Source organism: Olsenella uli DSM 7084 (assembly GCF_000143845.1).
Classification (GTDB): domain Bacteria; phylum Actinomycetota; class Coriobacteriia; order Coriobacteriales; family Atopobiaceae; genus Olsenella; species Olsenella uli.
Window position 1 is genome coordinate 82,559 of record NC_014363.1, and the last position, 26,883, is coordinate 109,441.

The window sequence follows — 26,883 nt, forward strand, 5'->3', positions numbered from 1 at the left end:
CTACACCACCTGGAAGATGAAGAAGTCCAGGTAGTGCGTCTCGGGTACACCCCAGAGGATGGGGTGGTCGGGGGCTTGCTGCAGCTCCTGCACCTGCTTGAGCTGGACGTTTGCGCTGTGGGCGGCCTCTGCGACGGCCCTGGCCAGAAGGTCGCGCGTCATGAAGTGACTGCAGCTGCAGGTTGCCAGGTAGCCACCACGGGGGAGCAGGCGCATGGCGGCTTGGTTGATCTCAAGGTAGCCCTTGGCGGCATGGCGCACCGTGCTGCGGCTCTTTGTGAACGCCGGAGGATCAAGGACGATGAGGTCGAATGGTCCGCCCTCGGCGGAGAGCAGGCGCTTGTCCCTTATGAGCCGCGGCAGGTACTCAAGGACGTCCGCGCAGGTGAAGCTCATGCGCTCGCCTAGTCCGTTGAGGCGGGAGTTCGTCGCGGCCAGGTCCAGCGCGGCCTCGCTCACGTCCACGCAGCGGACGCCCGCGGCCCCGCCCGCCGCGGCGTTGAGCCCGAAGGCCCCCACATGGCAGAAGCAGTCCAGCACCCGTCGTCCAGCTGCGATGCCGCGCACGGCCCGACGGTTGTATTTCTGATCCAGGAAGAAGCCCGTCTTCTGGCTGTTCTCTATGTCCAGGTCGAAGGCCATGCCGTTCTCGTGCGCCCTGATGCGGGTCGAGTCTGGCGTGGGAAGCGCGACCATGCTGCCAGAGAGGTCGTACCAGCCCTTCTCCAGCCCCAGGCCATCCTTCGCCCGTACGGGCGAATCGTTGCGCTCATAGATGCCGCGCACCTCTTGTCCGTCCGCGAGAAGCGTCTGGACGAGAAGCGGATAGATGGTCGGCTTCAGGCGCTCCATGCCGACGGTGCCCACCTGGGCCACGAGCACGTCCTCGTAACGGTCGACGATCAGGCCAGGGAAGCCGTCCGCCTCCGAGAAGATCATGCGGCAGCAGTTGGTGTCCGGCTCGCATCCTGGCAGGGAGCGCCCGCCCATGGTCGTCTTGCGCAGTCCCCATGCCCACTGTGCCCTGCGTGCCCAGAATGCCTGGTCCAGACGGTCGTTGGCATTATGGCTGACGATGCGTGCGCGGATCTTGGACCCAAGGGAGAGGAGTCCCGCCCCCTGCCAGGTTCCGTTCTCCTCGAAGACGTCCACCACGTCGCCGTTGGCCGCCGTCCTGCCGTCGGTGCCGGACGGCTCCATGCGGATGACCTCGCCCGCAAACACCCAGGGATGCCCCGTCCTGAGCGAGCGAGCAGCCTTCTTCGTGACGATCATCCGGGGGTATGGGCGGGTCTGCCTCATGGCTTTGCTCCTTGTCGCGGGCGACGTGCGTTTCTCCTGTGCGTACTTCTCTTCCCAACAGTCTAGTTGCGCCGAGATGGATGTCGAATCGCGGCCCTTCGGATAGCGAGCGTGTTCAGTCGACGTTAAGCGCTTGTTTCCCCTGGTGCGATCTGATTGCGGGCCCCCATGGCAAGGCCGTAGTATGTCCGAACTTCGCGCCGGGGCAGGAGAGGCCTGCCGGTGCCCTGATTGCAAGGGAGGTATGACACATGAATGGTCTGGCTGTTATCGTCGTCGCTGCGGTGGTCCTGGTGATTGGCTACATTGGGTACGGCCGTTGGCTAGCGAAGTCCTGGGGAGTCGACTCCGGCGCACTCACTCCTGCCACGCGCATGGAGGACGGCCAGAGCTTCGTGCCTGCCTCGCGCTTCACGGTCTTCGCCCACCAGTTCTCGTCGATCTGTGGGGCGGGTCCCGTCACCGGAACCATCGTCGCGATGATGTTTGGCTGGCTGCCCGTGCTCCTGTGGGTCCTCGTCGGCGGCATCTTTTTCGGGGCCGTCCATGACTTCGGGGCCCTGTATGCCTCGGTCAAGAACAACGGCAAGTCGCTCGCCCAGTTGATCGAGAAGTACATCGGTAGGACAGGCCGTCGCCTGTTCCTCCTGTTCAGCTGGCTCTTTTGCGCCATCGTCATCGCCGCGTTCACATCTATGGTTGCGGGTACCTTCAAGATGACCGTCACGGACGCCGGTGTCGATTTCGCCAAGTCCTATGCGGCCGGCGCGGCGGGGACCATCTCGGTGTTGTTCACCTTTGTCGCAATTGCGTTTGGCTATGCGTGCCGACGCTTCCGGCTCGATGGCCGGAGGGAGTTCGTCCTGGCTGTCCTCCTGATCGCTGCGATGTTCCTTGTCGGCATGCGCTTTCCCATCTACCTCGACACCAACGGCTGGGTTGCCGTGGTCATGGTCTACCTGGTCTTTGCGTCTGCCATGCCCATCCAGACCCTCAAGCAGCCGCGTGACTACCTGACCACCATCATGATGGTCGCCATGATCGCCTGCGCCGTCGCAGGCGTCTTCGTCCTCGCCATCCACGGCCAGGCGACGATGGCCGCCCCCATGGTCGCCTCCGCCGACGCCATGGGCGCCCTGGCTGCCAAGGGCAGCTACCTGTTCCCGGTGCTGTTCGTCTCCGTCGCCTGCGGTGCGCTCTCGGGCTTCCATAGCCTGGTCTCCTCCGGCACCTCCTCCAAGCAGGTCTCCAACGAGAGCGACATGCTCCCCGTCGGCTACGGGGCCATGGTCCTCGAGTGTCTCGTCGCCGTCATCGCGATCGTCACGGCAGCCATCATGTATGGGGATATGAACACTGCTGGCACCGGTGCTCTCAACAACGGCGTCGCCAGCACCCCGTTCCAGATCTTTGCGGCCGGTCTGGCCAAGGGCATGACCACCATCGGCCTGGATTCAACGTTTGCGACCGTCTTCATGACCATGAACGTCTCCGCCCTCGCCCTGACCTCCCTCGACGCCGTCGCCCGCATCGGTCGCTCGTCGTTCCAGGAGTTCTTCTTCAAGACGAACGATGCCCGCCAGCTGGGGGAGCAGCGCGGTGCCCTGAGGGTCGTCACCAACGTGTGGTTTGCGACCATCGTCACCCTTGCTCTGGGCCTGTCGCTCACCTTTGGCGGCTACCTCAACATCTGGCCGCTCTTTGGCGCGTCCAACCAGCTTCTGGGCGGCATGACCATGATCACGCTCGCGGTCTTCTGCAAGGCGACCGGCCGCAAGGGCTGGATGCTCTACGCCCCCGTCGCCTTCCTGCTGGCCTGCACGTTCACCTCGCTTGCGATGAGCGCCTACGGCTGCGCCTGCGCGCTGGCCGCAGGCATGACCCCCGACGTCGTGGCCACCAAGGGGCTCCAGCTGATCCTTGCGGTCCTGCTGATGGTCCTGGGCGCGATCGTTGCCTACAACTGCCTGCGGGAGCTCTTCTCCACCAAGGTCGGGTCCAAGCCCGACGAGGAGCCCGAGTGGACCGAGCTGGGTCGCCAGCGCGTCGCCGAGGCCACGTCCGCTGTGGTTCTGAAGACCCCAGCCGGTGAGGGGGCTTCCGCCCGCGCGTAGCGCTGTGCGGCCGACGATATTGCGCCCCGCTCTTGCCAGCATGTCCGCCGGACCACGTGAGGGGTGCCGTTCGAATGGTCGTGCTGCAAGAGCGTGGGATTAGGCTCTGGCAGGTCACAAGGTCGGTGACCTGCCTTTTCCTATGACGGAGCCGTCTGTGGGTCTACTGTGGGGCTACTGGAAAGGGACTCTGGGGAGACAGGGTCTGGCTCCCCGATCCGAGCGGCAGTCTGCGCAGGAGAAAAGTAGCAAAAGTCCCTCAGGGACCTTTGCTACTTTCGTACGTTTATGCTGGCAGATATACCCAAATCGTCGAAAGTAACAAAGGTGCCAGAAGGGCTTTTGTTACTTTCGGCCTCTGTGACAGCGGCTGCCGTGCGCCTTGCCGTGCGCCTTGCCCCGACCGACCACTGGACCTGCGCACATGCCACGCTCGAAGGCCCGCCGCGACGGCAAGCGTATTGCAATGGCGGGCGCGGCGTACCCGCCAACCTGCCAGCTCGCCCGCCTACCCTCGCTCTCGCCGCTAGTAGCTAGTAGTGCCTTCCGTAGCGACCGCCACCCATGCTGCGCCCGCGCCCACGCGACCCGCTGAAGAGGCTGCGCGTGGGCTTTGACGCCGAACGGGTGGGGTTAGGAACGATACGTGCGTCGTCGTAGGTAAACCCCGCAAGGTCCCAGACGGGGACGAGCTTCTTGGTGAAGTACTCGATCTCGCGCAGGGGGCTTATCTCGTCTGGGGCGACGAAGGTGTAGGCGTGGCCCGTGGCGCCCGCGCGCCCGGTGCGTCCGATGCGGTGGACGTAGTCTTCCGGGTCCATGGGGACGTCGTAGTTGACGACGGCGTCTATGCCGCTGACGTCTATGCCACGGCTCATGACGTCGGTTGCCACCAGGACCTGGCACGTGCCCGCACGGAACTTCTCCAATGCTCGCTCGCGGGCTCTCTGCGGACGGTCTGCGTGCATGACGTCAGCGGAGATGCCCGCCGATTTGAGGCGCTTGTCCAGATCGTCCGCGCGATGCTTGGTGCGGCAGAAGACCAGCACGCGCTCGGGCTGCACGCCCGCGGCACCTCCCGCAGACAACAGGGCCTCGAGCAGCTGGGTCTTCTGCCCCTGGGTGACGGGGCAGAGGTGCTCCTCCACGGTGTCGGCCGTCTCGCCCACATGCGCGACCTCGATCACGACGGGATCCTTGAGCATGGCGTCGACCGTCCCCTTGATCGAGGGGGGTATCGTGGCCGAGAAGAGCAGCGTCTGGCGCTCGTCGGGACACTCCTTCACGATGCGGCGGACGCTGGGCCAAAAGCCCATGTCGAGCATGCGATCGGCCTCGTCCAGCACGAGGACATGCACGTCCTTGAGCGAGACGTGGCCGTGCTCCATGAGATCGATCAGGCGCCCAGGGGTGGCGACAAGCAGGTCACAGCCACTTTCGAGCCCGCGTATCTGTCGTTCGAACTTCGCCCCGCCCATGACCACGACGGCCCTCTGGCCAGTCTGCTCGCACACGGTGGTGACGACGCCCTCGATCTGTGCCGCGAGCTCTCGTGTGGGGGTGACGATCAGGGCGAACGGTCCGAAGGGGTGCGCGTTGGCCTTGGGCTTGCGCATGCCGCCCTGCCTGCTCGGGTGGGTCTCACAACCCCTGCCGCTCTTGCTGCCCGCAGCCGCCTTCCCATGATGGCGCTTGCGCTTGGGCTTGGTCGGGGCGCTCTCGTCGGGGCTGCCGCACATGTCGGCAGCCTGGCGTGCAATCTCGGCAGACGCCACCTTCCTGTGGTGCCGACGCCTCCGCCTTGGCTTCGAAGGCGTCGCTCCCGTGAGGATGTTGCCGTCCGCGTCGACCGCAGCCGAGAGGGACGGATCCCCCTCGCTGCGATCGGCCAGCACGTCGGGACTGCTGGGAACCGCGCCCCCCTCGACGGCGTTCTCCTCGCTCTCGTCCCCTTCTTTCCCGGGGGCCGCATCCCTCTCGCGAGCCGCACGAGACAGGGGCTCGATGAGCTGCAGCACGGGCAGGGCAAAGGCGGCGGTCTTGCCCGTTCCGGTCTGCGCGGAGGCAAGCACGTCCCGACCGGCGAGAATCTCGGGGATCGCTTGTGCCTGGACGGGAGTCGGACGCGTGAAGCCGAGGGCGTCGACCCCGGCGAGGATGTGCTCGTTTAGCCCGAGCTCGGCAAATTTCTTAGTCATAGGGATAGTATCTACCAACTGCTCCCTTTTTGCAGTACGCAAGGTGGTTGGACACGCGTTTCCACATGTCGGGCTAGTCTCACCCACGCATGCGCTGGCCTCCTTTCCGCATGTCTCTGCCCGCCTACCTTCGGCAGGCTAGTGACACGCACCTGGTTGCCTTCAGCTACCACTTAGATTATCGTCGCAGCCCTCGCGTACACTCCCGCTGCATCCGATCTGTATGGCAACGCAACTTGGATAAAAGCTGCTACTCTGTACACCACGGAGGTGCTCTATGAGGTGGTTGGTGGCGTGCCGTCCTAACGTGTCTAGACGTAACGGCTGCCTGTCATATCTGCTTTGGTCGAGAGGGACATCTTTCTTCCATGAGCTGGAACGAAAACGCGGATTTACTTTTGCCGCGAATGCGCTAGCGCCACGCTGCTCCTTGGCAGCTTGGTGCAGTACGGGCCCGATGTCGTTCGCTGCGGCCGGAGTTCTCGGCGCGTTTCTTTCGCTGACAGGCTCTGCCAGATAGCCTGATAGGAGAAGCAATGCCCATCAACATACCCGATGGCCTGCCTGCCAAGAGGATCCTGAGAGAGGAGCGCATCTTCGCCCTCGAGGAAGAGGTCGCCTCCCGTCAGGAGATCCGCCCGCTCAAAGTGGTCATCCTCAACCTGATGCCCACCAAGGTGGAGACGGAGACGCAGATACTGCGCCTGATCTCCAAGTCGCCCCTGCAGGTGGACTGTGACTTCATGCGCGTCTCCTCGCACGAGAGCACCCATGTCTCGGCGGATCACCTGGTCAAGTTCTACGACACGTTCGAGAGCTTTCGCGACAAGGACTATGACGGCATGATCATCACGGGTGCCCCGGTGGAGCACCTGGCGTTTGGTGACGTGGACTACTGGGACGAGCTCTGTCAGATCATGGACTGGAGCCAGGAGCACGTGTTCTCGACCATGTACTTGTGCTGGGGTGCGATGGCTGCGCTCTGGCACCTCTACCAAATCCCCAAGCGCCAGATGGGCTCCAAGCTCTTTGGCGTGTTCAGGCAGCGTCTCTGCGACGAGTACAGCTTTCTCACCAACGGCTTCGACGAGGTACACAACATGCCGCACTCGCGACATGCGGCGATCGAGAGCTCGGAGCTGGCCCACCATCCCGAGCTGCGCGTGCTGAGCGAGGGGCTCGATTCCGGCCCTGCGCTCATCGCGACGCGCGACTTCCACGAGGTGTACGTCACGGGACACTTCGAGTACGGACGAGACACGCTGGCCAGCGAGTTCTGGCGCGACTTTCACAAGGGACTGCCCATCCGTGTACCGGAGAACTACTTCCCTGACGACGATCCGGAGAGGCAGCCCCCCTTCACCTGGCGCGCGCACGCCAACCTGCTCTACCGCAACTGGCTCAACTGGATCTACCAGATGACGCCATATGACTTGGACGAGATTCCGCGGGCGATCGCATCCCTGCGCGCCGACTCCGATGGCATGGTGGACAAGTTCGACGCATAGGGGCTGCAGGAGACGGGGGCTGCGGGAGGCTACGCTGCAGGCGCAGGATGCTCGCGCCCCGCCCGAAACCTACGCCCCAAGCGCGACGTGTCGCAGCTCACCGTCCTCCCAGACGCCAAAGCCGTGCGTCCCGTCCTTGGGGATGCCCACGCTCCCAGGGTTGAAGACGGTGATGCCGGGATGGCTCTCGCTCTGCTCGCGCACCTTCTTGTGCGTGTGTCCATACACAAGCACAGAGCCTGCAGGCAGCTGGGGCCACCTGTCGATGCTGTTGTGGATGCCTGGTCCGTACACATGCCCGTGCGTCAGGAAGAGCTCGCGACCGCGTCCGCCCGTCACGGGGTTGGTGGCGTCCGGGTCCCACAGCACGTTGTAGTCCGCCATGCAGGGAAAGCTCAGCACCATCTGATCGACCTCGGCCTCGCAGTTGCCGCGCACGGCGATGATACGCTCGCCGATGCCGTTCAGCATCTCGACGACGTCCTTGGGGGCGTAGTCATCGGGCAGGTCGTTGCGCGGCCCGTGGTAGAGCAGGTCGCCGAGAAGAACGACCCTGTCAGGCCGGATCTCGTCCATGGCGTCCATAAGCCTCTTGCACCAAGACGCGGCGCCGTGGATGTCGGATGCGATAAGTAGTCTCATGTTTGTCTCCTTCGGTCGGGTCTCGCTTGGCTGGTGGGTCGGTTTCGTTAGGCCGACAGGTCAGCGACAGCCTAGCGCGGCAATTAATTGCCCGATGTCTTGTCGGGCGTCGCCTTCTTGTCGGTGTCCTATCGGCGTCTCTGCCGCAGCGTCCCCACTGCAGCCTCGTCCTCACTGTATTCAGATTGATCGACTTGAGCCGACCGACGTAGCCGTCTTGGCAAGAAATACGTTTTAACCTAGGTGTGGACCATGCTCCCATCGAGGCCATGCCCTTGGTTTGGGTTTGGCTCGTGCCATGCACGCACGGCAGGCATGCATGGCAGACACGCCGTGGTCACGGGATGCACGGCAAGTGCGCACACGTAGCGAGTTGTTGCGAAGTTCTCTTCAGTCGCGCTCACAGAAGTTGTCCAGCCGTCCGTGCGCCTTCGAAAAGTGGATGGCTTGAGAGGTATTGTGAATTTGCTTCCCCCATCCCTCTGACCGGAAGGCCCGCCCATGAGTCGGTTTTCACCGCGCTTCACGCCAGGCCGTGCAGGGGATCTGGTCTCGCATGATCGGACGCGATGCCTCCGAGGCGGTCCGTAAGGGGAGCGGCATTCCCAAGAATCAAACCGCAGGTCCCAGGCGAAAGTGCCAAAAGTCCCTCAGGGACTTTTGGCACTTTCGGTAATTTATGTATGTCTACCTGTATGAATGCATAAAAGTAGCAAAAGTCGCTCAGGAGCTTTTGTTACTTCCCCGCTCGTTTCCCCGCTCGTGCGGGCCGTCTTGCCGTCGACGTCCCGCACGCCCTTGCCCACTCGTCGGTCTCACTGCGCCCGCAATCCCGCGATCCCTGCCAGCCGTGCTCGCCGTCCCACTTCCCGTCTACTGCGCAGCTGCATGCACACGTGGGCCATGAACCTTGTGCACACGTGGGCCATGAATCCATCCCAATCATGAAATCTCATGTGAAGAGACTTAGATTATGTATAGAATCAAAACGCATGGGAACAAACAGAACCGTACAACCAGGAACCACTGCTCCCAAGGCGCACCGGGCGTCTGGCGGGCACTAGGAAAGGAACCATACCATGGGCAAGATTCTCGGCATCGACCTTGGTACCACTAACTCCGCGATGGCGGTCCTCGAGGGCGGTGAGCCCACGATCATCGTCAACGCCGAGGGCGAGCGCACTACCCCGTCCGTCATCGGATTCCGCGCCGATGGCGACCGCATCGTCGGCAAGGCGGCCAAGAACCAGGCCGTCACCAACCCCAAGAACACGGTCTTCTCCATCAAGCGCTTCATGGGGCGTCGCTACAACGAGGTCTCCTCCGAGCTCAAGACCGTCCCCTACACCGTCAAAGCCGGCACGGGCGACCGTGCCGTGGTCGAGATCGAGGGCGAGGACTTCACGCCCGAGCAGATCTCTGCCATGACCCTGGCAAAGATGAAGGCGGACGCCGAGAAGTACCTGGGCGAGTCCGTCACTGACGCGGTCATCACCGTTCCGGCCTACTTCAACGACGCGCAGCGTCAGGCCACCAAGGACGCCGGCAAGATCGCGGGCCTCAACGTCCAGCGCATCGTCAACGAGCCCACTGCGGCCGCCCTTGCCTACGGCCTGGACAAGAAGGACATCGACCAGAAGGTCCTGGTCTTCGACCTGGGCGGCGGCACCTTCGACGTCTCCCTCCTCGACCTTGCCGACGGCGTGGTCGAGGTCCTGGCCACCAATGGTGACAACCACCTGGGTGGGGATGACTGGGACCAGAAGGTCATCGACTGGATGGCCGACAAGTTCCAGTCCGAGAACGGCATCGACCTGCGCCGTGACCCCATGACCCTGCAGCGTCTCAAGGAGGCCGCGGAGAACGCCAAGAAGGAGCTCTCCTCCGCCCAGCAGACCGAGATCAACCTCCCCTTCATTGCCATGGACGCCAACGGTCCCAAGAACCTGATGTACACCCTGACCCGTGCCGAGTTCGAGCGCATCACGCGCGACCTCCTCGACCGCTGCAAGGGTCCCGTCACCAAGGCCCTGCGTGACGCCGGCCTGCAGATCTCCGACGTCAACGAGGTCATCCTCGTCGGCGGCTCCTCGCGTATGCCCGCCGTGCAGGACCTCGTCAAGACCATGACCGGCAAGCAGCCCAACATGTCCGTCAACCCGGACGAGGTCGTCGCCGATGGCGCCGCCATCCAGGGCGGTGTCCTCACGGGCGACGTCTTGGGCATCCTGCTGCTCGACGTCACGCCGCTCTCCCTGGGCGTCGAGACCATGGGTGGCGTCATGACCAAGATGATCGACCGTAACACCACCATCCCGACCTCCAAGACCGAGATCTACTCCACGGCAGCCGACAACCAGACCTCCGTCGAGATCAACGTCCTGCAGGGCGAGCGCGAGATGGCGGCCGACAACAAGAGCCTCGGCAAGTTCAACCTGACGGGCATCCCCTCCGCGCGTCGTGGCGTCCCCCAGATCGAGGTAACCTTCGACATCGACGCCAACGGCATCGTGAAGGTCACCGCCAAGGACAAGGGCACCGGCAAGCAGCAGCAGATCACCATCTCCGGCTCCACGGCGCTCTCGGACGACGAGGTCGATCGCATGGTCAAGGACGCCGAGTCCCACGCCGAGGAGGACAAGAAGCACAAGGACGAGATCGAGGTCCGCAACCAGACCGACTCTCTGTGCTACTCCACCGAGCAGACGCTCAAGGACCTCGGCGACAAGGTCCCCGCCGACATGAAGAAGCAGGTCGAGGATGCCGTGACCGACGCCAAGAAGGCACTCGACGGCACCGACATCGACGCCATCAAGTCGGCAGGCGAGAAGCTCCAGGAGGTCGGTCACAAGCTGGCCGAGATCGTCTACTCCGACACGGCCGCCCAGGCCTCTGGCGACCAGGCGACCGGAGGGGCGGATGACGTGGTCGATGCCGACTACGAGGTCGTGGATGACAAGGACGAGCGGTAAAGGGTGACAGGCATGTCTGTTGCTGACGAGAAGCGAGAGGGGACGGCCCCGTCGGCCGTCCCCCAGGGGAGTCCCGAGGAGGGTGACGTGAGGGTGCCGATTGACGCCGGAGGCGATACCAAGGCTGCGACCGCAGACGACGGGGCAGGGGTCGTGGAGGCCGAGCCCGCGGACGTCGATGACGAGCGTGCCCGCGTCGAGGCCGCCATCAGGGCCGGCGAGCAGGCGGCTGAGGACGACTTCAAGGCCGACGCCGATAAGGTGCGCGCTGAGCGCGACGAGTTGCAGCGCCAGCTTGACTCCGTGGCAGATGACATCGCGGCTGCCAAGAAGCAGGCTGCGGACTCCGCCGAGCGCCTTGTCCGCCTGCAGGCGGATTGGGACAACTATCGTCGCCGCACCGCCGCCGAGCGTCTGGCCGAGCGGGAGCGCGCGGCCGAGAAGCTCGTGCTCAACCTGCTCCCCATCCTTGACGACATGGAGCGCGCCTCCGAGCATGCCGTCCAGAACAACGCGGACGACGCCAACCTCATGCAGTTCGTCGAAGGCGTCAATGCGGTGCACGACAAGATGCTGGGCGTCTTGGGCAAGGAGGGCGTCGAGGTCATCGACCCTGCTGGCGAGGCCTTCGATCCCCTGGTCCATCAGGCGGTAGGCCGCGTCGAGGACGGCGAGGCCTACGACGAGTCGATCGCCCAGGTGTACCAGAAGGGCTACGCCATGGGTGGCAAGGTCATCCGCAACGCCATGGTCACGGTGACCTATGGTGGTCCTAAGCGGCCTGCCCCGGAACCTGCGGAGGAGTCCCCAGAGGGATCCGTAGCGTCTGGGACGGACGAAGCCAGCGACCCCGGAACTACCGAGGACGAAGAGTAAGTGCCTACGCGCCCGGGCCCCGCAAAGGTTCGGGCGCGAACGTCTGAGAGGAGGCGTGCGCCTCACATGGCTGGAAAGAACTACTACGACGTCCTGGGCGTGAAGCGTGACGCCACAGCTGACGACATCAAGAAATCGTTTCGCAAGCTCGCTGCCAAGTACCATCCTGACGCAGGTGGGGACGAGAAGAGGTTCAAGGAGGTCAGCGAGGCCTACACCACGCTCTCCGATCCCCAGAAGCGCAAGGAGTACGACCAGATGCTGATGTTCGGCGGCATCCCGGGCGCTGACTTTGGCGGGTCGGGCGGTCGCAACCGTGGTGGCTACACCTACACCACGAACGTGGGCGGCGCCGACTGGTCCGAGATCTTCGACAACATCCGCGCCGGGGACGGGGCGTTCGGCGGCTTCGACTTCAGCAGCATCTTTGGCGGACAGGGTGCCACGCGTCAGGCCTCGGGCCGACCCGTCAAGGGCGGCGACCTGACAATGACCATAGAGATCAGTGCCGACGAGGCGTTTGCGGGCGCCCAGCGCAAGGTCAGCTACACCGTACCCTCCACGGGCGAGCAGCAGTCCCTCAACGTGAAGGTCCCCGCCGGCGCGGTCGATGGCGGCAAGCTGCGCTATCGTGGACGCGGCGAGTACGGCATGAACGGCGGCGCCCGTGGCGACCTGGTCGTGACGACCAGGGTGGCCGAGCACCCCGTCTTCAAGCGCGATGGCGCCGACGTCCGCATGGAGCTGCCGATCAGCGTGTTCGAGGCGGCGCTCGGCGCAAATGTCGACGTCCCCACGCCCGGTGGCACCGAGGTCCGCCTGAAGGTGCCCGCAGGTACGCAGGACGGCAAGACCTTCCGCTTCCGTGACCTCGGGGCGCCGGACGTCAAGCGTAAGGGGAGTCGCGGCGCGCTCTACGTGACGGTCAAAGTCCAGGTGCCCACGCGCCTCTCGGTCAAGGAGCGCGAGGCGCTGGAGGCGCTGCGCGACGGTGACGGGCGCGAGTACCGAAGGGACGTGGAGCGCTATGGCGCGTAGCGAGGCGGACGGCAAGGACAAGCCCCTGTATATGATCAGCGTGGCGGCGGAGCTCACAGGCATGCACCCGCAGACGCTGCGCGTATACGAGCAGAAGGGCCTGGTCAACCCAGGCCGCTCGCGTGGAAACACGCGTCTGTACTCGGCGCGCGACATCGAACGCCTCAACCTCATCAGCAAGCTTACCGACGAGGGCATCAACCTCGCCGGCGTCGTCCGCATCCTCGACATGCGCGAGCGCGCGCTCGAGCGCGACGAGGAGATAGACCGCCTGCGCGTACGCATCCGCGAGCTCGAGGACGACATCCATGAGCTTCGCATGAGGGAGCGCATCACTGCCCTGGCGCGCTACGATGGGGCAGGTCCCGAGCAGGTCATGCGCGGGCTCTTGTCCATCCCTCGCGATGAGGGCGTGGACGCCTAGCAGGTCAGCCCCTTGATCTGGAGGGGTCGAACGTCCCCTATGCGAGCGTCTCTCCCCTTGGAAAATCCCCCTTGTGCAGAAATCATTGTGATATCATAATGATGCGTACCGAGGACAACGCCTCCATGGGGGAGGCGTCCTCTCGCCTGAAGGGGAGCAAAGATGATTGTCGAGAAGAAAGCCCATGCCGCCTCTGGCTGGACGATGCTGTTCGTGAACGTGGTGGCGTACCTAGCCGCTGTCGTGCTCATGGTGCGGGGAATAGAGGCCCTCGCAGTCGCCGATGACTTGGGGCCCGCCACCCCGCCCGCCTCCGCCCTTCCAGAGCTTCTGGGAGGCGTGGCGCTGCTGGTCGTTGCAATCATCGTGAGCAACGGGTTCTTTGCCCTGCAGCCCGGTCAGGCGCGCGTGTGCGTGCTCTTCGGCAAGTACGTGGGAACCGTGCGTGACGAGGGGCTGCGTTGGGCCAACCCCTTCTATTCCAAGAACCTGGGCATGTCCTCCGATGAGGATCCTACGGCCAGCATCCTGACGGGCGGCGCCAAGCTTGGTGGGCACAAGCACGTCTCGACTATCTCCACGCGCGCCCGCACGCTCAACGGTGACCGCCTGAAGGTCAACGACAAGATGGGCAACCCCATCGAAATCGCGACCGTGGTGGTGTGGCGCGTCTCGGACACCGCCAAGGCCGTCTTCGACGTGGACGACTACGAGAGCTTCGTCTCCATGCAGACCGAGACGGCCCTGCGCCACGTGGCGAGCGTCTACGCCTACGACCACATGGAGGACGACGACAGCACCAACTCGTCCATCACGTTGCGCTCCAACATCGAGGAGGTCTCGGACTCCCTCAAGGAGGAACTCGACCGTCGTCTTGCCTCCGCCGGCGTGTCCGTGGAGGACGCTCGTCTCACGCACCTTGCCTACGCGCCCGAGATTGCCCAGGCGATGCTGCGCCGCCAGCAGGCAGAGGCCATCATCGCCGCCCGCAAGAAGATCGTGGAGGGTGCGGTGAGCATGGTCGACATGGCGCTCAAGCAGCTCTCCCGCGAGGGCGTGGTGGATTTCGACGAGGACCGCAAGGCCGTGATGGCGTCCAACCTCATGGTGGTGCTCTGCGGCGAATCCGAGGCCCAGCCCGTGCTCAACACCGGTTCGCTTTACCAGTAGGCGGTGACCCATGGCAGCGCGGAAGCAATATCCCCTGCGCATCGACCCTGTCGTATGGGAGGCCGTGGAGCGTTGGGCAAAAGACGAGATGCGCAGTGCCAACGGGCAGGTCGAGTGGATGTTGCGCGACGCTCTGCGTCGCGCAGGGCGCCTTCCTGGTGCTTCTGGTACCCATGCGGGCACGGAGGGCAGACGCCAAGGCTGACAGATGACAAGGACGGCAGGGCCGAACGGGCCGGCAGGCTCGGTGGGGCAGTCGGGGGCGTTCGAGGGGGCGGGGCTCAGCCGTGGGTCCCACCCCTTTGGCATGAGCGTCAGATGACGGCGCGTGTTTTCCTCGCTTAGTGGATTCGCTTAGAAAATCTTATATATAGACGCTTAGATATTGGTATAGCTGGCGTTGTGCCGGGAACAATATCCCTCGATACGCAACAAGGCCGCAGGCGCGGCTGGCAGGAGGGTGATTCCATGAGGTTCGACAAGTGGGCGGTGACCGCCCAGGAGGCGCTGCAGTCCTCCCTCACAATCGCGGCTGACGCCGAGGCGGGCCAGGTGAAGCCCATCCATCTGTTGAAGGCCCTGCTCTCTTCGGACGAGCGCAACCTGCGTGCCATCATCGAGCGCGTGGGGGCTGACCCTGCACAGGTGGAGACCCAGGTCGATCAGGCCATCGCAGGTCAGCCGCGCGTTACGGGTGACATGAGCCAGATGGGCATCTCGACCGAGCTCACGCGCGTGGGCGATGCGGCGGAGAAGCTCGCTGGCAAGATGGGGGATTCCTATGTCACGAGCGAGCATCTCCTCTGCGCATTGGCAGACGAGCGCGGCGAGGCGGGCAACGCCCTCAGGGCGTCGGGCGTCACGAGCAAGCGCGTGCAGGAGGCTTACGACGACCTGCGCGGCGACGAGCGCGTGACCTCGCAGGATCAGAAGGCGCAGTTCGAGGCGCTCGAACAGTATGGCAGGAACGTCACCGACCTGGCACGCCAGGGCAAGCTCGACCCGGTCATCGGCCGCGTCGAGGAGATTCGCCGCACCATCCAGGTGCTCTCCCGCCGTACCAAGAACAACCCCGTGCTCATCGGCGAGCCCGGCGTGGGCAAGACCGCCATCGTCGAGGGCCTGGCCGAGCGCATCGTTGCCGGGGACGTCCCCTCCACGATCAGGGACAAGGACATCGTCGAGTTGGACATGAGCGCGCTGGTGGCCGGCGCCAAGTACAGGGGCGAGTTCGAGGATCGCCTGAAGAGCGTGCTCAAGGAGGTCGAGAAGTCCGCCGGTCGCATCATCCTGTTCATCGACGAGCTGCACACCATCGTGGGGGCGGGTGCGACCGAAGGCTCCATGGATGCAGGGAACATCCTGAAGCCGGCCCTGGCCCGTGGCGAACTCCATGCCATCGGCGCCACCACGTTGGACGAGTACCGCAAGTACATCGAGAAAGACCAGGCCCTGGCCCGTCGCTTCCAGACCGTCCTGGTCTCGGAGCCCACGGTCGAGGACACGATCAGCATCCTGCGTGGCCTGAAGGAGAAGTACGAGCAGCACCATCGCGTCCGCATCACCGACGCGGCGCTCGTCTCGGCCGCAGACCTCTCGAACCGCTACATCAGCGAGCGCTTCCTGCCCGACAAGGCGATCGACCTGGTGGACGAGGCCGCCTCGCGCCTGCGTATGGAGCTTGACTCCATGCCGTCCGAGATCGATGCCGTCGACCGCCAGCTGACCCAGATGCAGATCGAGGAGCAGGCCCTCATGAAGGAGGAGGACGCTGCCAGCCGCGAGCGCCTGGAGGTGCTGCGCGGCGAGATCGCCACCACGCGCGAGAAGCTCGATAGCATGAAGGCCGACTGGCAGAACGAGAAGGGTGCCGTCGACCGGGTGCAGGACCTCAAGTCCAAGATCGAGGAGGCAAGGTCTGAGGTCGACCGTGCCATCCGCGACGGGAACCTGGCCCACGCCTCCGAGCTGCGCTATGGGACCATCCCCCAACTGCAGCGCGAGTACGACGAGGCCGAGGCGGTGCTCTCGGCCAAGCAGGAGGCCGGCGGCATCCTCAAGGAGGAGGTCACGACCGAGGAGATCGCCGAGGTGGTCTCCTCGTGGACGGGCGTGCCGGTCTCCAAGATGATGCAGGGGGAGATGGACAAGCTCAAGAACCTCGAAGCCGAGCTGCACAAGCGCGTCATCGGTCAGAACGAGGCCGTCGAGGCCGTGGCGGCGGCGGTGCGTCGCAGCCGCGCGGGACTCTCTGACCCCAATCGCCCGCTGGGCAGCTTCTTCTTCCTGGGGCCGACCGGCGTGGGCAAGACCGAGCTGGCAAAGGCGCTCGCGGCCTGTCTCTTCGACGACGAGAAGGCGCTGGTCCGCATCGACATGTCCGAGTACATGGAGAAGTTCAGCGTCCAGAGGCTCATCGGCGCGCCTCCCGGATACGTGGGATACGACGAGGGTGGCCAGCTGACCGAGGCCGTGCGTCGGCACCCGTACTGCGTCATCCTGCTGGACGAGATGGAGAAGGCGCATCCCGACGTCTTCAACATCCTGCTGCAGGTGCTGGATGACGGTCGCCTGACCGACGGCCAGGGCCGCGTGGTGAGCTTCAAGAACACGATCGTCATCATGACCAGCAACGTGGGCAGCCAGTTCATCGCGGGGGCCAATGCGTCGAGCGATCCGGCCACGGTCCAGAAGCAGGTCAACGACGCACTGCGCGCAACGTTCAAGCCGGAGTTCCTCAACCGCATCGACGACGTGGTGGTCTTTCATGCCCTGGGGCTGGACGACATCGAGAAGATCGTGGACATCCAGCTGGCAGACGTCCGCAAGCGCCTGGCCAAGGAGCGCATCAGGCTCGAGCTCTCCGACGCTGCCATCCAGGCGCTGTCGCTCGACGGCCTCGACCCGGTCTTTGGCGCGCGTCCGCTCAAGCGCCTGATCCAGCGCCAGGTCGTGGACAACGTCGCAGGCCTGATCATTGACGGTCAGCTCCACGAGGGCGATACCGTGCGCGTGGACGTGGGTGCGGGCGACCGCCTGGTCGCCGTGCGTGCGGTCGGACCCGTGCCCGCCACCCAGCCGGCTGATGACGCCCCCGTCGAGCCCGACGCCCTGGAGTAACCCCGCCCATCGGGCGGACCGGCCAGCGAACGGCCTCGCCTGCCAGACGGCCTTGCCCATCGCCATGCCGCGGCGTCCTTTCAACTTGCCGCCTGCGTGCTTTATAGTGTGAGCACGCAGGCGGTGGTGCCTGCAAGGTGAGTTGGCTGTCAGGTGGAGCCGAGGACCGGACAAGCGCGAGTCGAGCGCAGACGGGCGCCGGATGGAAGTTGATGCCGGGTGAGGAGGGACGATGGCGGGCGAGAAGAACGTGCGCGGCGGAACCGCCGCGCGTCCCATCGCGGCCGCAGTCCTTCTCGCCGTGATGTTGCTCGCGACGGCGGCCTTCGCAACCTATGGGGCGGAGCTCTGGGGCGGCAAGAGCGTTCCCAAGGTCGTCGGCACCTCTCAGGTGGCGGCGACGCAGGAGCTGGAGTCCAAGGGCTTCTCCGTCGTGGTCGCGAACGATGCCGTAGACGATGGGATCGGAAAGGCGCTCTCGACCGAGCCGGGGGCCGGCGAAAGGGCGCCCGAGGGCAGCACCGTTACGCTGCATGTGGGTGTGCAGCGGATCATTCCCCAGGTCGTGGGTCTGAGCGAGGCCGATGCCACCACTGCGCTCCGAGATGTTGGGGCCCAGCGCATCTCCATCGAGCACCAGGCCTCCACGGCACAGGAGGGCAGCGTCGTGGCCGTTGACCCAGGAGAGGGAAGCGCGTTCGTCTCGCGCGACACCATCACCCTGACCGTGGCACAGTCCTACACCGTGCCCTATGTTATCGGCAGGACCGAAGACGAGGCGACGAAGGACATCGAGGCCGCAGGCCTTGTCGCCAGCGTGAGCTACGTCAAGTCGGATCAGAAGGCCGGGACGGTCGTCTCATGCGACCCAGGCCAGGGCACGCGCATCGGCGCAGGCGGCACCGTTGCCCTTCAGGTGGTGGAGGTCAACCCGAGCGACTACCATCACCTGGGCGAGTACTTTAGGTATTCCCCTCGACGCATCGACGAGTGGCTGACCGAGCAGGGCTTTTCCCTCCAGGCCTCTCACGAGGACGCCAACGGCATGGCCCAGGCGCTCTTTGTCTCGGCTGATAAGGGTACGGTCAGGCTCGACTCCAACCCGTTCGCGCATAACTTCGACGCGTCCCAGGGAGCGGGCGATGACGTGCTGGCGCGTGGCGCACGCTTTGAAGGCGTGCGGCTCGAGCTGGCGTCGTCCGACGTCCCCGCGACGGCAGCGAACCTTTCCGACGAGGCGCTGCGGCAGATAGTGGAGCTCTGCGGCTTCTCGGGTCAGACGGCGAAGGTGACCCAGGACAACATCCGCCTGCCCCAAGGCGCCAGCAAGGGGACGGCGAGCTTTGCCTGCGCGTATGGCGTGCAGAATGGCTACAGCTGGTCCGTCGTCATCGTGAGCGACGCGGGACAACTGCGCGTCGCCGCGAGCTGTGCCCCGACGTCGCTCTATGACCAGTATGACCTTACGGGCTTTGGCGGCGGCGTTGCGGACATGATCGCCTATATCGACGCGTACACCGGATAGGGAAAACGGAGGGCGTGACGGGCCGGATGGACTCAGTCAGAGGCATAGGTGCGAGCGGAAGTATGGACGTAGGTGCGGGCACGGGCGTAGGGGTCACCAACACCTCTGATGTCACCGTCGGCGCATCTGACGGCGCTTGTGCATCCGTCGCCGCCAGCCCCGTCGACAGTGATGGGCGGACGGCGTTCCTGCGTGCCGAGAACGAGGACGATGACGGCTACGATCCCTACTCGGATCGTCGTCCTGATCCAGAGCCTCTGTTTGAAAGGGACCCCTGGAGATAGCGGCTCCCTGCTCTGGTGCCGGACCTGACGAGTGTCCCGCCACCCCAGCGCCGACGTTCCAGCGCTAATGGTTCAACAGGTGCCAGATGAAGGCGGCGACAAGGGCCAGGACGAGCACGACAACGATGAGCGAGAGCACCGAGCGGCGCTTGCGGATGCTCTCTTGCGACCGGAAGATCGAGCGTCGCCCCTTGGGAATCTCAAGGTACTGGCCGTAACGACTGCCCTTGAGCCCCGAGACGTTGCGTCTCGCCCGCCTATACTGTCCGCTCCCGCCCGAGAACGCATGGCCGATGGTGACGTTCGAGTCGTGCTGGTAGCCAGCCGCTGGGCTGTCGTCATCGGTGCCGACGTCGTTGATGGCCTCCTGCGTGCGATGTGGTGCGCGCTGCCTGACGTAAGGCGCGTGTCCCCGAGCGGGCACATGGACATAGCGTTGTCCCTGCGAGGTGGGCACGCCACCCTCCAGGTCAACGTCTTGTGCGCCGGCGCCCCGCACATGGGCCTCGTGCACGTCGGCGCCCTCTCCGCCAGAGACGCTCGGGGCGGCGTCGCCCGCCTTGGCGTCAAGGTCCGAAAGATCCTCGATCATCCAGTCAGGGACATGTGCGTTGTCGCTCATGTGAGGCCCTCCGCGCTGCCTTTCGCCGAATACGGCTCCATCATACGGCAGCACTCGCCTTGTGACCATCAGACGATAAATGCTCACGGAGCTTAATCTAAGTTAATTGACTTAGATTTACTAAGCGATATCAACTAAGAAAATCTTGTACGAAAGGTATAAAACCCCACCAGGAGGGAACATACCTTATCGAAACGGGAGGCGCACATACCGGGGCGCCTAGACGCAAAGGAGTTGAGGGACTATGGCAAGCATGATTCCGTACGGCAGCAACTACGACAGGGCACTGCGCAGGGCTTTCGATCCATTCGGCTCGTTCTTCTCGGATCCGTTCGGCACTCTGGCCTCCGTCGCCAACGATGGTGCGTTCAAGATGAACGTCGAGGATGCGGGTGACGCGTACGTCGTCACCGCAGAGCTCTCAGGTGTCAAGCGTGACGAGATCGACGTGGAGCTCAACGAGGGTCGCCTGTCCATCTCGGTGGACAGGAAGGAGTCCGAGGAGGAGAAGGGCAAGAACTACCTGCACAAGGAGACCAGCGAGTGGAGCGCCACCCGCGGCGTCTACCTCAAGGACGCCGCCACCTCTGGACTGACCGCGCGCTTGGACGGCGGGGTCCTGACCGTCAACGTCCCCAAGCAGGACGAGAAGGCCAACGTCACCAAGGTCTCGATTGACTAGCTGCAGTAGCGGCTTGTGTGCTCGGCCATCGCTCGGGACGGGTCGCCCACAGCGGGCGCATGAGGTCGCGTACGAGGCATGCACGTGATCCTCGTGTACGGGGTGTACGTGGAACACGAGACAGGCGGACTGGGGGGCGGTGCTTCGGCGCCGCCCCCATCGTTGTGCGTCGCCGGACCCTCTCGCAGCCTGCCGAGCAGGTCACCAAACGCTCAGCGGGGTGGTCTGGCTCGCTGCGCGGACGGTAAGCGTCCCGTCGGGCGAGCGTGCCTCGGCGGCATTGTCGGCGAGCACCTCGGCCCCCACGGCGGCGGCAAGCGTGCGGACGCATACGCCCGGTCGGTTGTTCTTCTCGGAGAGATGGAGCGCGATGACGGTCTCCGTGTCAGGTCCCACCAAGAGCGGTAGGGCCTCGGCGCATTGCGCGTTGGAAAGATGACCGGTGTCGCTACCCACTCGTGCGCGGAGGAATGCGGGATAGGGGCCATGGGCAAGTAGGTCCACGTCATGGTTGGATTCGATGCCCAAGATGCGCACGTCGCGCAGGAGTCCCAGGGCCTCGGCCGTGAGGAGGCCGGAGTCGGTGCACCAGCCAAGGGCGTCTTCGGCCTGACCGTCATCACCCGTGACCGAGAAGCGAAAGCCCATGGGGTCGCCCACGTCGTGCGAGGTGGGGAAGCACTGGACGTGCATGCCCGCGACGTCGAACGAGTCGCTGTGACCCACGAGGTCAAACGAGAGGCCGGCCAAGCGCGGGCTCCCGCTGACGGTGCCTGCCGTTGCGACCAGCGTACCGCCGAAGTGCTTGGCAAAGACAGGGATTCCCGCCACGTGGTCGGAGTGCTCGTGCGTCAGGAGCAGCGCCGAGACGCGACCCATGTCCACGCCCAGGTCGCCCGCACGTCTCAGGAGTTCGCGGCGTGAGATGCCACAGTCGATCAGGATGCTGCCTTTGGGCCCCTCCACTACGGCAGCGTTTCCCTTGGAACCGCTGGCTAGGACGTGCAGGTGTATATGGGGATACATGGCCTCGGGACCCCTCTCGTTCGCATCCCTCGCGCGGCGCGCCGCGCGAGGGATGTGTTGCGTGCGCCATCGAGCGCCCGTCCGAAGCCTTGCTTTTGGACGAGTCCGCTTGGCTCCGTAGACCTTAGCGCATGGCGGAGACACCAATCGGCTGGCTCGGCATTTCCGGGTGACGACAAGGGACTGCCAGACGTCTCGTTTCCCCGTTCTACCTACCATTTGCGTAAAAGGTCTGAAAATGAGGCTGCGTATCCCTATCATTGCGCTTCGGTTACCTGCGCATTTCTGTAATGTTGCATACGACTGAAAGGAGGGACTCGCACGTCGCGATTCTGCGTCGCACGGCGTGCGTTCGCCGCCAGAGCCCCCTGCATGCCGGAAGGGAGAGCGTATGGGAGCGGTCGACAGGCTTCTGAGGTACGTGGCGGTTAGGACCCCGAGCGACGAGGGCAACGATGCCCAATGCTCCAGCAGTCCGGATGAGTTCAAGCTTGCCAGTCTCCTGGCGGACGAGCTGCGTGGCCTGGGGGTAGGGGACGTCCGTGTGAGCGATGATTGCTTCGTCTATGCCAAGGTGCCGGCGACCTCATGAGCGTCGCGCTGGTCTTAGGCGTAGCACGTGCGGTCAACATCCTGCTCGAGAACGGCTACATTTCCGACACCATCCTGAACTACTTCTCTGGCGTGGTCACGGGCATGAGCCCCATGCTCTTCATCCTCGTGATGCTGGTCGCCTACATCATCCTGGGTTTTTCATCAACAGCTCTTCGGGCTTGGCCGTGCTCTCGATTCTCATCATGGCTCCGCTGGGTGACGCGGTCGGCATCTCGAAAGCGGCCATCATCGCGGCATACAACTACGGCCAGGGCCTCATCAGCTACATCACCCCGACTGGCCTGATCTCGGCGTCGCTCGCCATGGTCGACGTGCCGTTCAGCCGCTGGCTCAAGTTCATCAACCCCCTGCTCGTCGCAACGATCGTGCTGAACGGCCTGCTGCTCGTCGCACAGGTGGTGATTGGGTAGACCGAAAAGACGTGGGCCTGCAAGAGTCGTGATGCGGGCGCGGCAGCCGAGTGCCCGGCATGGGCGCCAGGTTGCCGTACCATGTGGGTGAGGCCTTGGCCAAGCGGGACGTCGGTGCGAGCCATTCGTGCGGTGCATGGCCACGGCCCAGCCTTCGACTCGGACCCTGTCAGGGAGGACCATCAGCGTGCCCAGCGTCAACCGTAGATATGCCAGCGCGACACCTCTCTTCGAACGTCCGTCGTCCGTGCATGGCGAGGAGACGCGCGCACCCGTGGTGCTCATGGTCTCGGGTGGTGCCGACTCGTCTGCGCTGCTCCTGCTTGCGGCGACCTCGACACTGGATATAGATGACGGGCGTGGCGTCGCCCGCATCGCTCGTGAGCGTCTGCACGTCCTGCATGTGAACCATCAGCTCAGGGGCATTGATGCCGAGGAGGACGAGGAGTTCGTCCGCGAGCTGTCGTCGCGCTACGGGATACCCTGCACCGTGCGGCGCGTCGACGTCGCCGCACTTGCGCGGGAGGGCTCTGGCTCAGGCGCCAACGTGGAGAACGCTGGCCGCGAGGCGCGCTACGCCGCCGCCGCCGAGCTCGCGGGCCAGCTCTCGCGGGAGTTCGGCACGCCGCGTGCGGCGGCGCGCATCCTGACGGCGCACACCGCCGACGACCGGGCGGAGACCTTCTTCATGAACGCCATCCGGGGGACGGGACCCCAGGGCCTCTCGTCCATACCCCGTCGCCGCAACCTCATCGTACGCCCCCTGCTGGGACGTACCCACGAGGAGCTCTGCGACCTGCTGCGCATGAGCGGCATCGTCTGGCGTGAGGACAAGACCAATGCCGATACGCGCTACCTGCGATCCTACGTGCGTCACGAGGTCATGCCCGTTGTCCGGGCGCGCAACCCGCGTGTGACGGCGAACCTGGCCACCACCTGCGACCTACTTTCCGACGAGGACTCCTATCTGGGCCAGGTGGCATGGCGCAGCTATCGTGACCTTTTGAGGCGCCAGTCGGATGGCATGGTCGCGCTCGACGCCGGACGACTGGGTGCCGCTGAGGTTGCCATCGCGCGGCGCGTGGTGCGCCAGGCGATCCTGGCCGTGCGTCCCGATGCGCGCCTGGAGGCCCGACACGTCGACCGCGTTCTCGGTCTGGTCGCCGCCGGTGGCGGCTCTGCCAGCATCCCTTTGGGCTGCGACGCCCGTGTGGAGTACGGGCTGCTCTTCGTCCGGGACCACGACAGCGGGAGGGGCACGGTCGCCCTCTGGCTCGACGTTCCCGGCCAGGCGAGGCTTCCCGACGGCCGCGGTGTCCGGGCGCGCCTGACCGAGGTGCCCACGGGCTCGCGTGCCGACGAGCTGGCCCGCGCGCATGCCGTGGAGTGGGCGGGGGAGTCGGTGCTCCTGGATGCCGCCTCCTGCGGGCTCGACCGTGCGTCGGGAGGCAGGCTCTGGGTCGATGTGGCCGTCCCAGGCGATGTGATGTGCCCCCTGGGCATGCACGGACAGTCCAAGAAGCTCTCCGACCTTCTCAACGAGGCGCGCATCCCAGCGGCCGACCGTCGGCGCGTGCCCGTCGTGCGCACCTCGCCCACGGGGAACATCCTGTGGGTGGCGGGTGTCCGCCCGGACGAGCGCGTTCGTTGTGTGCCCGCAACGAAGCTGCTGCTGGAATTGAGTATCCTTAGCTTGTAGAGGAAATCCCCGCAGGGCGGCCCGCGCTGGCGTCGGCGGCGACACGAGGAGGGCTGGCGGCATGGCAGACGTGCATGAGGACATCGAGAGCGTCATCCTGAGCGAGGAGGACATCGAGGCCATCGTGAAGCGCATGGGAGGGGAGATCTCTCGTGACTACGACGGCAAGAACCCGCTGATCATCGCCGTTCTGCGCGGGGCCTTCGTGTTCACGGCCGACCTCATGCGCGCCATCACCGTGCCCTGCGCCGTCGACTTCATGGCGGTCTCGAGCTACGGTGACGGCATCAAGAGCTCGGGGGTCGTACGCATCGTGAAGGACCTGGACACCAAGATCGAGGGCCGTCACGTCATCATCGCCGAGGACATCCTGGACTCGGGCCTGACCCTGAGCTACCTAATCGATCTCCTGCAGGCACGTAAGCCCGCGTCGGTCCATGTCGCCACCTTCGCCGTGAAGGACATCAAGGGCAAGGTGCCCGCCATCGATCCCCGCTACGTCGGCACCCACGTGCCCGATGCGTTCATCGTGGGCTATGGCCTGGACTATGCCGAGCGCTACCGCAACCTCCCCTACGTCGGTGTCCTCAAGTCCGAGGTCTACGCCGGCTAGCAACGTCGGCCACCGGAGGGTCGGCCCGTACGCCAAGTTCGACAGCAAGGAGCACCACCAGTGCCAGACAACAATCAGATGGGTCCCGGTGGCCTGGGTCAAGGCGGTCGGACACAGCCTCCCCGCGGCCCCGTCCGCCGCTGGCAGCTCTACGTCTACACGCTCGTCCTCATCGCCTTCGTGGTCTACCTGAGCTATACGGCGTTTGGCGCCCTGGCTCCCAAGAGCGCGGTGGACCGGCTTGCCACCAACGAGTTCGTCACGGCCGTCAAGGAGAACCGCGTCAGAAGCGTCACGTTCAAGACCTCCGACGGCAGCCTGAGCGGCACCTACCAGCGTGACTCCGACGATAGCCCCACGGTCGACTTCTCGTCCACCTACGTGGGTGCGGACAGCCTCCAGGAGCTGATGGCACGGCACCCCGACGTGTCGTTCAGGATCGACACCTCGTCGGACGACCTGTGGCAGACCGTTCTCGTCTCCGTGGTGCCCACCGTCATCGTGGTCGTCGCGCTGTACTACTTCATGAGCCAGATGCAAGGCGCCAACGGGCGTGCCATGAACTTCGGTCGCGCGGACAGGGCGCGCACGCACGAGGAGACGCGTCCCAAGGTCAAGTTTGCCGACGTGGCCGGCATCGACGAGGCCGTCGAGGAGCTCGAGGAGGTCCGTGACTTCCTGCGCGAGCCCGAGCGCTACCGCAAGATGGGCGCGAAGATCCCCCACGGCGTCCTTCTGGTGGGGCCCCCGGGCACCGGCAAGACGCTTCTGGCGAAGGCCGTCGCCGGCGAGGCGGGCGTCCCGTTCTTCTCCATCAGTGGGTCGGACTTCGTCGAGATGTTCGTCGGCGTCGGCGCCAGCCGCGTGCGTGACCTGTTCAAGCAGGCGAAGGAGGTCGCCCCCTCCATCGTCTTCATCGACGAGATAGATGCCGTCGGCCGTCAGCGTGGCGCCGGTCTGGGCGGCGGGCACGACGAGCGCGAGCAGACTCTGAACCAGATGCTGGTTGAGATGGACGGCTTCGAGGACAACTCCGCCGTCATCCTGATCGCGGCGACCAACAGGCCCGACATCCTCGACCCGGCCCTGCTGCGCCCCGGTCGCTTCGACCGCCAGGTCACCGTCGACAGGCCCGATGTGAAGGGGCGCAAGAAGATCCTGGGCGTCCATGCGGAGAACAAGCCCATGGAGAAGACCGTCGACCTGGGCCGCATCGCCAAGCTCACCCCCGGATTCACGGGAGCCGACCTCGCCAACCTCATGAACGAGTCGGCACTGCTCGCGGCTCGCCGCCGCAGGGAGCGCATCTCGATGGGCGAGGTCGAGGAGGCCATGGAGCGCGTCATGGCGGGTCCCGAGAAGAAGGGACGCGTGATGACCCAGGCGGAGCGCATGACCATCGCCTATCACGAGAGCGGACACGCCCTGGTGGGTCACGTGCTCGAGAACAGCGACCCCGTTCACAAGATCTCGATCATCAGCCGTGGTCGGGCGCTGGGCTATACCATGCAGCTGCCCGAGGAGGACCGCTTCCTCGAGACGCGCGACGGCATGCTGGACCAGATCGCCGTGCTGCTGGGCGGCCGCACCGCCGAGGAGCTCTTCTGCAGCGACATCACGACGGGTGCCAGCAACGACCTCGAACGTGCCACCAAGCTCGCCCGCGAGATGGTCACCCGCTACGGCATGAGCGACGAGCTGGGAGCCCAGGTTTATGGCGAGGCCCAGCACGAGGTCTTCCTGGGCCGCGACTACGCCAACCACCATGACTACTCGGCCGAGACCTCCAAGCGCATCGACGACGAGGTCGAGCGCATAATGCGCGAGGCACACCTGCGCGCCTGCGAGGTGCTCGAGGCGCGTCGCGCCCAGATGGACACCATAGCTCACGTCCTGCTCGAGCGCGAGACGGTCGAGGGCGAAGTCGTGAGCGCCCTGCTCGACGACAGGTGGGACGCCTACCTGGCCGCCCATCCCGGCGAGTCCGCCGTCGGCGAGGGGGCTGCGGACGGCAGGGCCACAGGCGCGGGAGCCGGTGAGTAG

Annotated in this window: 21 protein-coding genes and 1 pseudogene; 17 read left to right on the top strand and 5 right to left on the bottom strand. The window is 64.9% G+C overall.

The window, feature by feature from the left end; genetic code table 11:
• On the bottom strand, positions 1 to 1,302 hold the full coding sequence (locus OLSU_RS00390) for a class I SAM-dependent rRNA methyltransferase (RefSeq protein ID WP_013250958.1): 1,302 nt from the start codon (positions 1,300 to 1,302) through the stop codon (positions 1 to 3).
• Positions 1,303 to 1,553: 251 nt separating this feature from the next.
• Here OLSU_RS00390 and OLSU_RS00395 point away from each other — a divergent pair, with 251 nt between their 5' ends.
• A complete protein-coding gene (locus tag OLSU_RS00395; protein ID WP_013250959.1) occupies positions 1,554 to 3,416 on the top strand; it encodes a carbon starvation CstA family protein in 1,863 nt (620 codons plus the stop codon).
• 533 nt (positions 3,417 to 3,949) lie between these two features.
• On the opposite strand, the gene OLSU_RS00400 is transcribed toward OLSU_RS00395, so the two are convergent.
• A complete protein-coding gene (locus OLSU_RS00400; protein ID WP_013250960.1) occupies positions 3,950 to 5,614 on the bottom strand; it encodes a DEAD/DEAH box helicase in 1,665 nt (554 codons plus the stop codon).
• Between the two features lie 536 nt (positions 5,615 to 6,150).
• On the opposite strand from OLSU_RS00400, the gene OLSU_RS00405 reads away from it, so the two are divergent.
• Entirely contained in the window at positions 6,151 to 7,122 is a 972-nt protein-coding gene (locus tag OLSU_RS00405; RefSeq protein WP_013250961.1) for a homoserine O-succinyltransferase, read from the top strand.
• A 69-nt stretch (positions 7,123 to 7,191) separates the two neighbouring features.
• On the opposite strand, the gene yfcE is transcribed toward OLSU_RS00405, so the two are convergent.
• On the bottom strand, positions 7,192 to 7,764 hold the full coding sequence (gene yfcE / locus OLSU_RS00410) for a phosphodiesterase (RefSeq protein ID WP_013250962.1): 573 nt from the start codon (positions 7,762 to 7,764) through the stop codon (positions 7,192 to 7,194).
• A 1,079-nt stretch (positions 7,765 to 8,843) separates the two neighbouring features.
• On the opposite strand from yfcE, the gene dnaK reads away from it, so the two are divergent.
• The 9 genes from dnaK to OLSU_RS00450 all read left to right on the top strand — a co-directional run bounded on the left by dnaK (position 8,844) and on the right by OLSU_RS00450 (position 19,173).
• Positions 8,844 to 10,736, top strand: coding sequence for a molecular chaperone DnaK (dnaK, locus tag OLSU_RS00415; protein WP_013250963.1), 1,893 nt, complete (start codon positions 8,844 to 8,846; stop codon positions 10,734 to 10,736).
• A 12-nt stretch (positions 10,737 to 10,748) separates the two neighbouring features.
• Positions 10,749 to 11,612, top strand: a complete 864-nt coding sequence (grpE, locus tag OLSU_RS00420; RefSeq protein WP_013250964.1) for a nucleotide exchange factor GrpE — start codon at positions 10,749 to 10,751, stop codon at positions 11,610 to 11,612.
• Between the two features lie 66 nt (positions 11,613 to 11,678).
• Positions 11,679 to 12,650: a DnaJ C-terminal domain-containing protein gene (locus OLSU_RS00425; RefSeq protein ID WP_013250965.1), complete on the top strand. Its 972-nt coding sequence runs from the start codon at positions 11,679 to 11,681 to the stop codon at positions 12,648 to 12,650.
• Positions 12,640 to 13,074 carry a heat shock protein transcriptional repressor HspR gene (locus OLSU_RS00430; protein WP_013250966.1) on the top strand — a complete coding sequence of 145 codons (435 nt, stop codon included), beginning with the start codon at positions 12,640 to 12,642 and terminating at the stop codon, positions 13,072 to 13,074. Before OLSU_RS00425 ends, OLSU_RS00430 begins: the two co-directional genes overlap by 11 nt.
• Before the next feature lie 162 nt (positions 13,075 to 13,236).
• The gene (locus OLSU_RS00435) at positions 13,237 to 14,244 is read left to right on the top strand and encodes an SPFH domain-containing protein (protein ID WP_013250967.1); all 1,008 of its coding nucleotides are present in this window, start codon (positions 13,237 to 13,239) and stop codon (positions 14,242 to 14,244) included.
• A 10-nt stretch (positions 14,245 to 14,254) separates the two neighbouring features.
• Positions 14,255 to 14,449 carry a hypothetical protein gene (locus OLSU_RS09860; RefSeq protein ID WP_013250968.1) on the top strand — a complete coding sequence of 65 codons (195 nt, stop codon included), beginning with the start codon at positions 14,255 to 14,257 and terminating at the stop codon, positions 14,447 to 14,449.
• Positions 14,450 to 14,712: 263 nt separating this feature from the next.
• The gene (gene clpB, locus OLSU_RS00440; protein ID WP_013250969.1) at positions 14,713 to 17,364 is read left to right on the top strand and encodes an ATP-dependent chaperone ClpB; all 2,652 of its coding nucleotides are present in this window, start codon (positions 14,713 to 14,715) and stop codon (positions 17,362 to 17,364) included.
• A gap of 232 nt (positions 17,365 to 17,596) precedes the next feature.
• A complete protein-coding gene (locus OLSU_RS08975; protein WP_013250970.1) occupies positions 17,597 to 18,889 on the top strand; it encodes a PASTA domain-containing protein in 1,293 nt (430 codons plus the stop codon).
• A 62-nt stretch (positions 18,890 to 18,951) separates the two neighbouring features.
• On the top strand, positions 18,952 to 19,173 hold the full coding sequence (locus OLSU_RS00450) for a hypothetical protein (RefSeq protein ID WP_013250971.1): 222 nt from the start codon (positions 18,952 to 18,954) through the stop codon (positions 19,171 to 19,173).
• Between the two features lie 64 nt (positions 19,174 to 19,237).
• Here the strand turns inward: OLSU_RS00450 and OLSU_RS00455 are convergent, their stop codons facing one another.
• Positions 19,238 to 19,795 carry a hypothetical protein gene (locus OLSU_RS00455; RefSeq protein ID WP_013250972.1) on the bottom strand — a complete coding sequence of 186 codons (558 nt, stop codon included), beginning with the start codon at positions 19,793 to 19,795 and terminating at the stop codon, positions 19,238 to 19,240.
• A 244-nt stretch (positions 19,796 to 20,039) separates the two neighbouring features.
• Between OLSU_RS00455 and OLSU_RS00460 the strand changes: the two genes are divergently transcribed.
• Positions 20,040 to 20,477 carry an Hsp20/alpha crystallin family protein gene (locus tag OLSU_RS00460; protein WP_013250973.1) on the top strand — a complete coding sequence of 146 codons (438 nt, stop codon included), beginning with the start codon at positions 20,040 to 20,042 and terminating at the stop codon, positions 20,475 to 20,477.
• A gap of 201 nt (positions 20,478 to 20,678) precedes the next feature.
• Here OLSU_RS00460 and OLSU_RS00465 read toward each other — a convergent pair whose 3' ends face one another.
• Positions 20,679 to 21,503, bottom strand: coding sequence for an MBL fold metallo-hydrolase (locus OLSU_RS00465; protein WP_013250974.1), 825 nt, complete (start codon positions 21,501 to 21,503; stop codon positions 20,679 to 20,681).
• Between the two features lie 391 nt (positions 21,504 to 21,894).
• On the opposite strand from OLSU_RS00465, the gene OLSU_RS00470 reads away from it, so the two are divergent.
• The 5 genes and pseudogenes from OLSU_RS00470 to ftsH all read left to right on the top strand — a co-directional run bounded on the left by OLSU_RS00470 (position 21,895) and on the right by ftsH (position 26,883).
• A complete protein-coding gene (locus tag OLSU_RS00470; protein WP_041548746.1) occupies positions 21,895 to 22,095 on the top strand; it encodes a hypothetical protein in 201 nt (66 codons plus the stop codon).
• Positions 22,092 to 22,528: pseudogene (locus OLSU_RS09245) on the top strand (hypothetical protein). Before OLSU_RS00470 ends, OLSU_RS09245 begins: the two are co-directional and overlap by 4 nt.
• Before the next feature lie 187 nt (positions 22,529 to 22,715).
• Entirely contained in the window at positions 22,716 to 24,227 is a 1,512-nt protein-coding gene (tilS, locus tag OLSU_RS00480; RefSeq protein WP_013250975.1) for a tRNA lysidine(34) synthetase TilS, read from the top strand.
• A gap of 61 nt (positions 24,228 to 24,288) precedes the next feature.
• Positions 24,289 to 24,840 (top strand): hypoxanthine phosphoribosyltransferase, encoded by a 552-nt coding sequence (gene hpt, locus OLSU_RS00485; protein WP_013250976.1) that lies wholly within the window; start codon positions 24,289 to 24,291, stop codon positions 24,838 to 24,840.
• Between the two features lie 78 nt (positions 24,841 to 24,918).
• Complete coding sequence (ftsH, locus tag OLSU_RS00490; protein ID WP_148219084.1) at positions 24,919 to 26,883, top strand: ATP-dependent zinc metalloprotease FtsH; 1,965 nt, start codon at positions 24,919 to 24,921, stop codon at positions 26,881 to 26,883.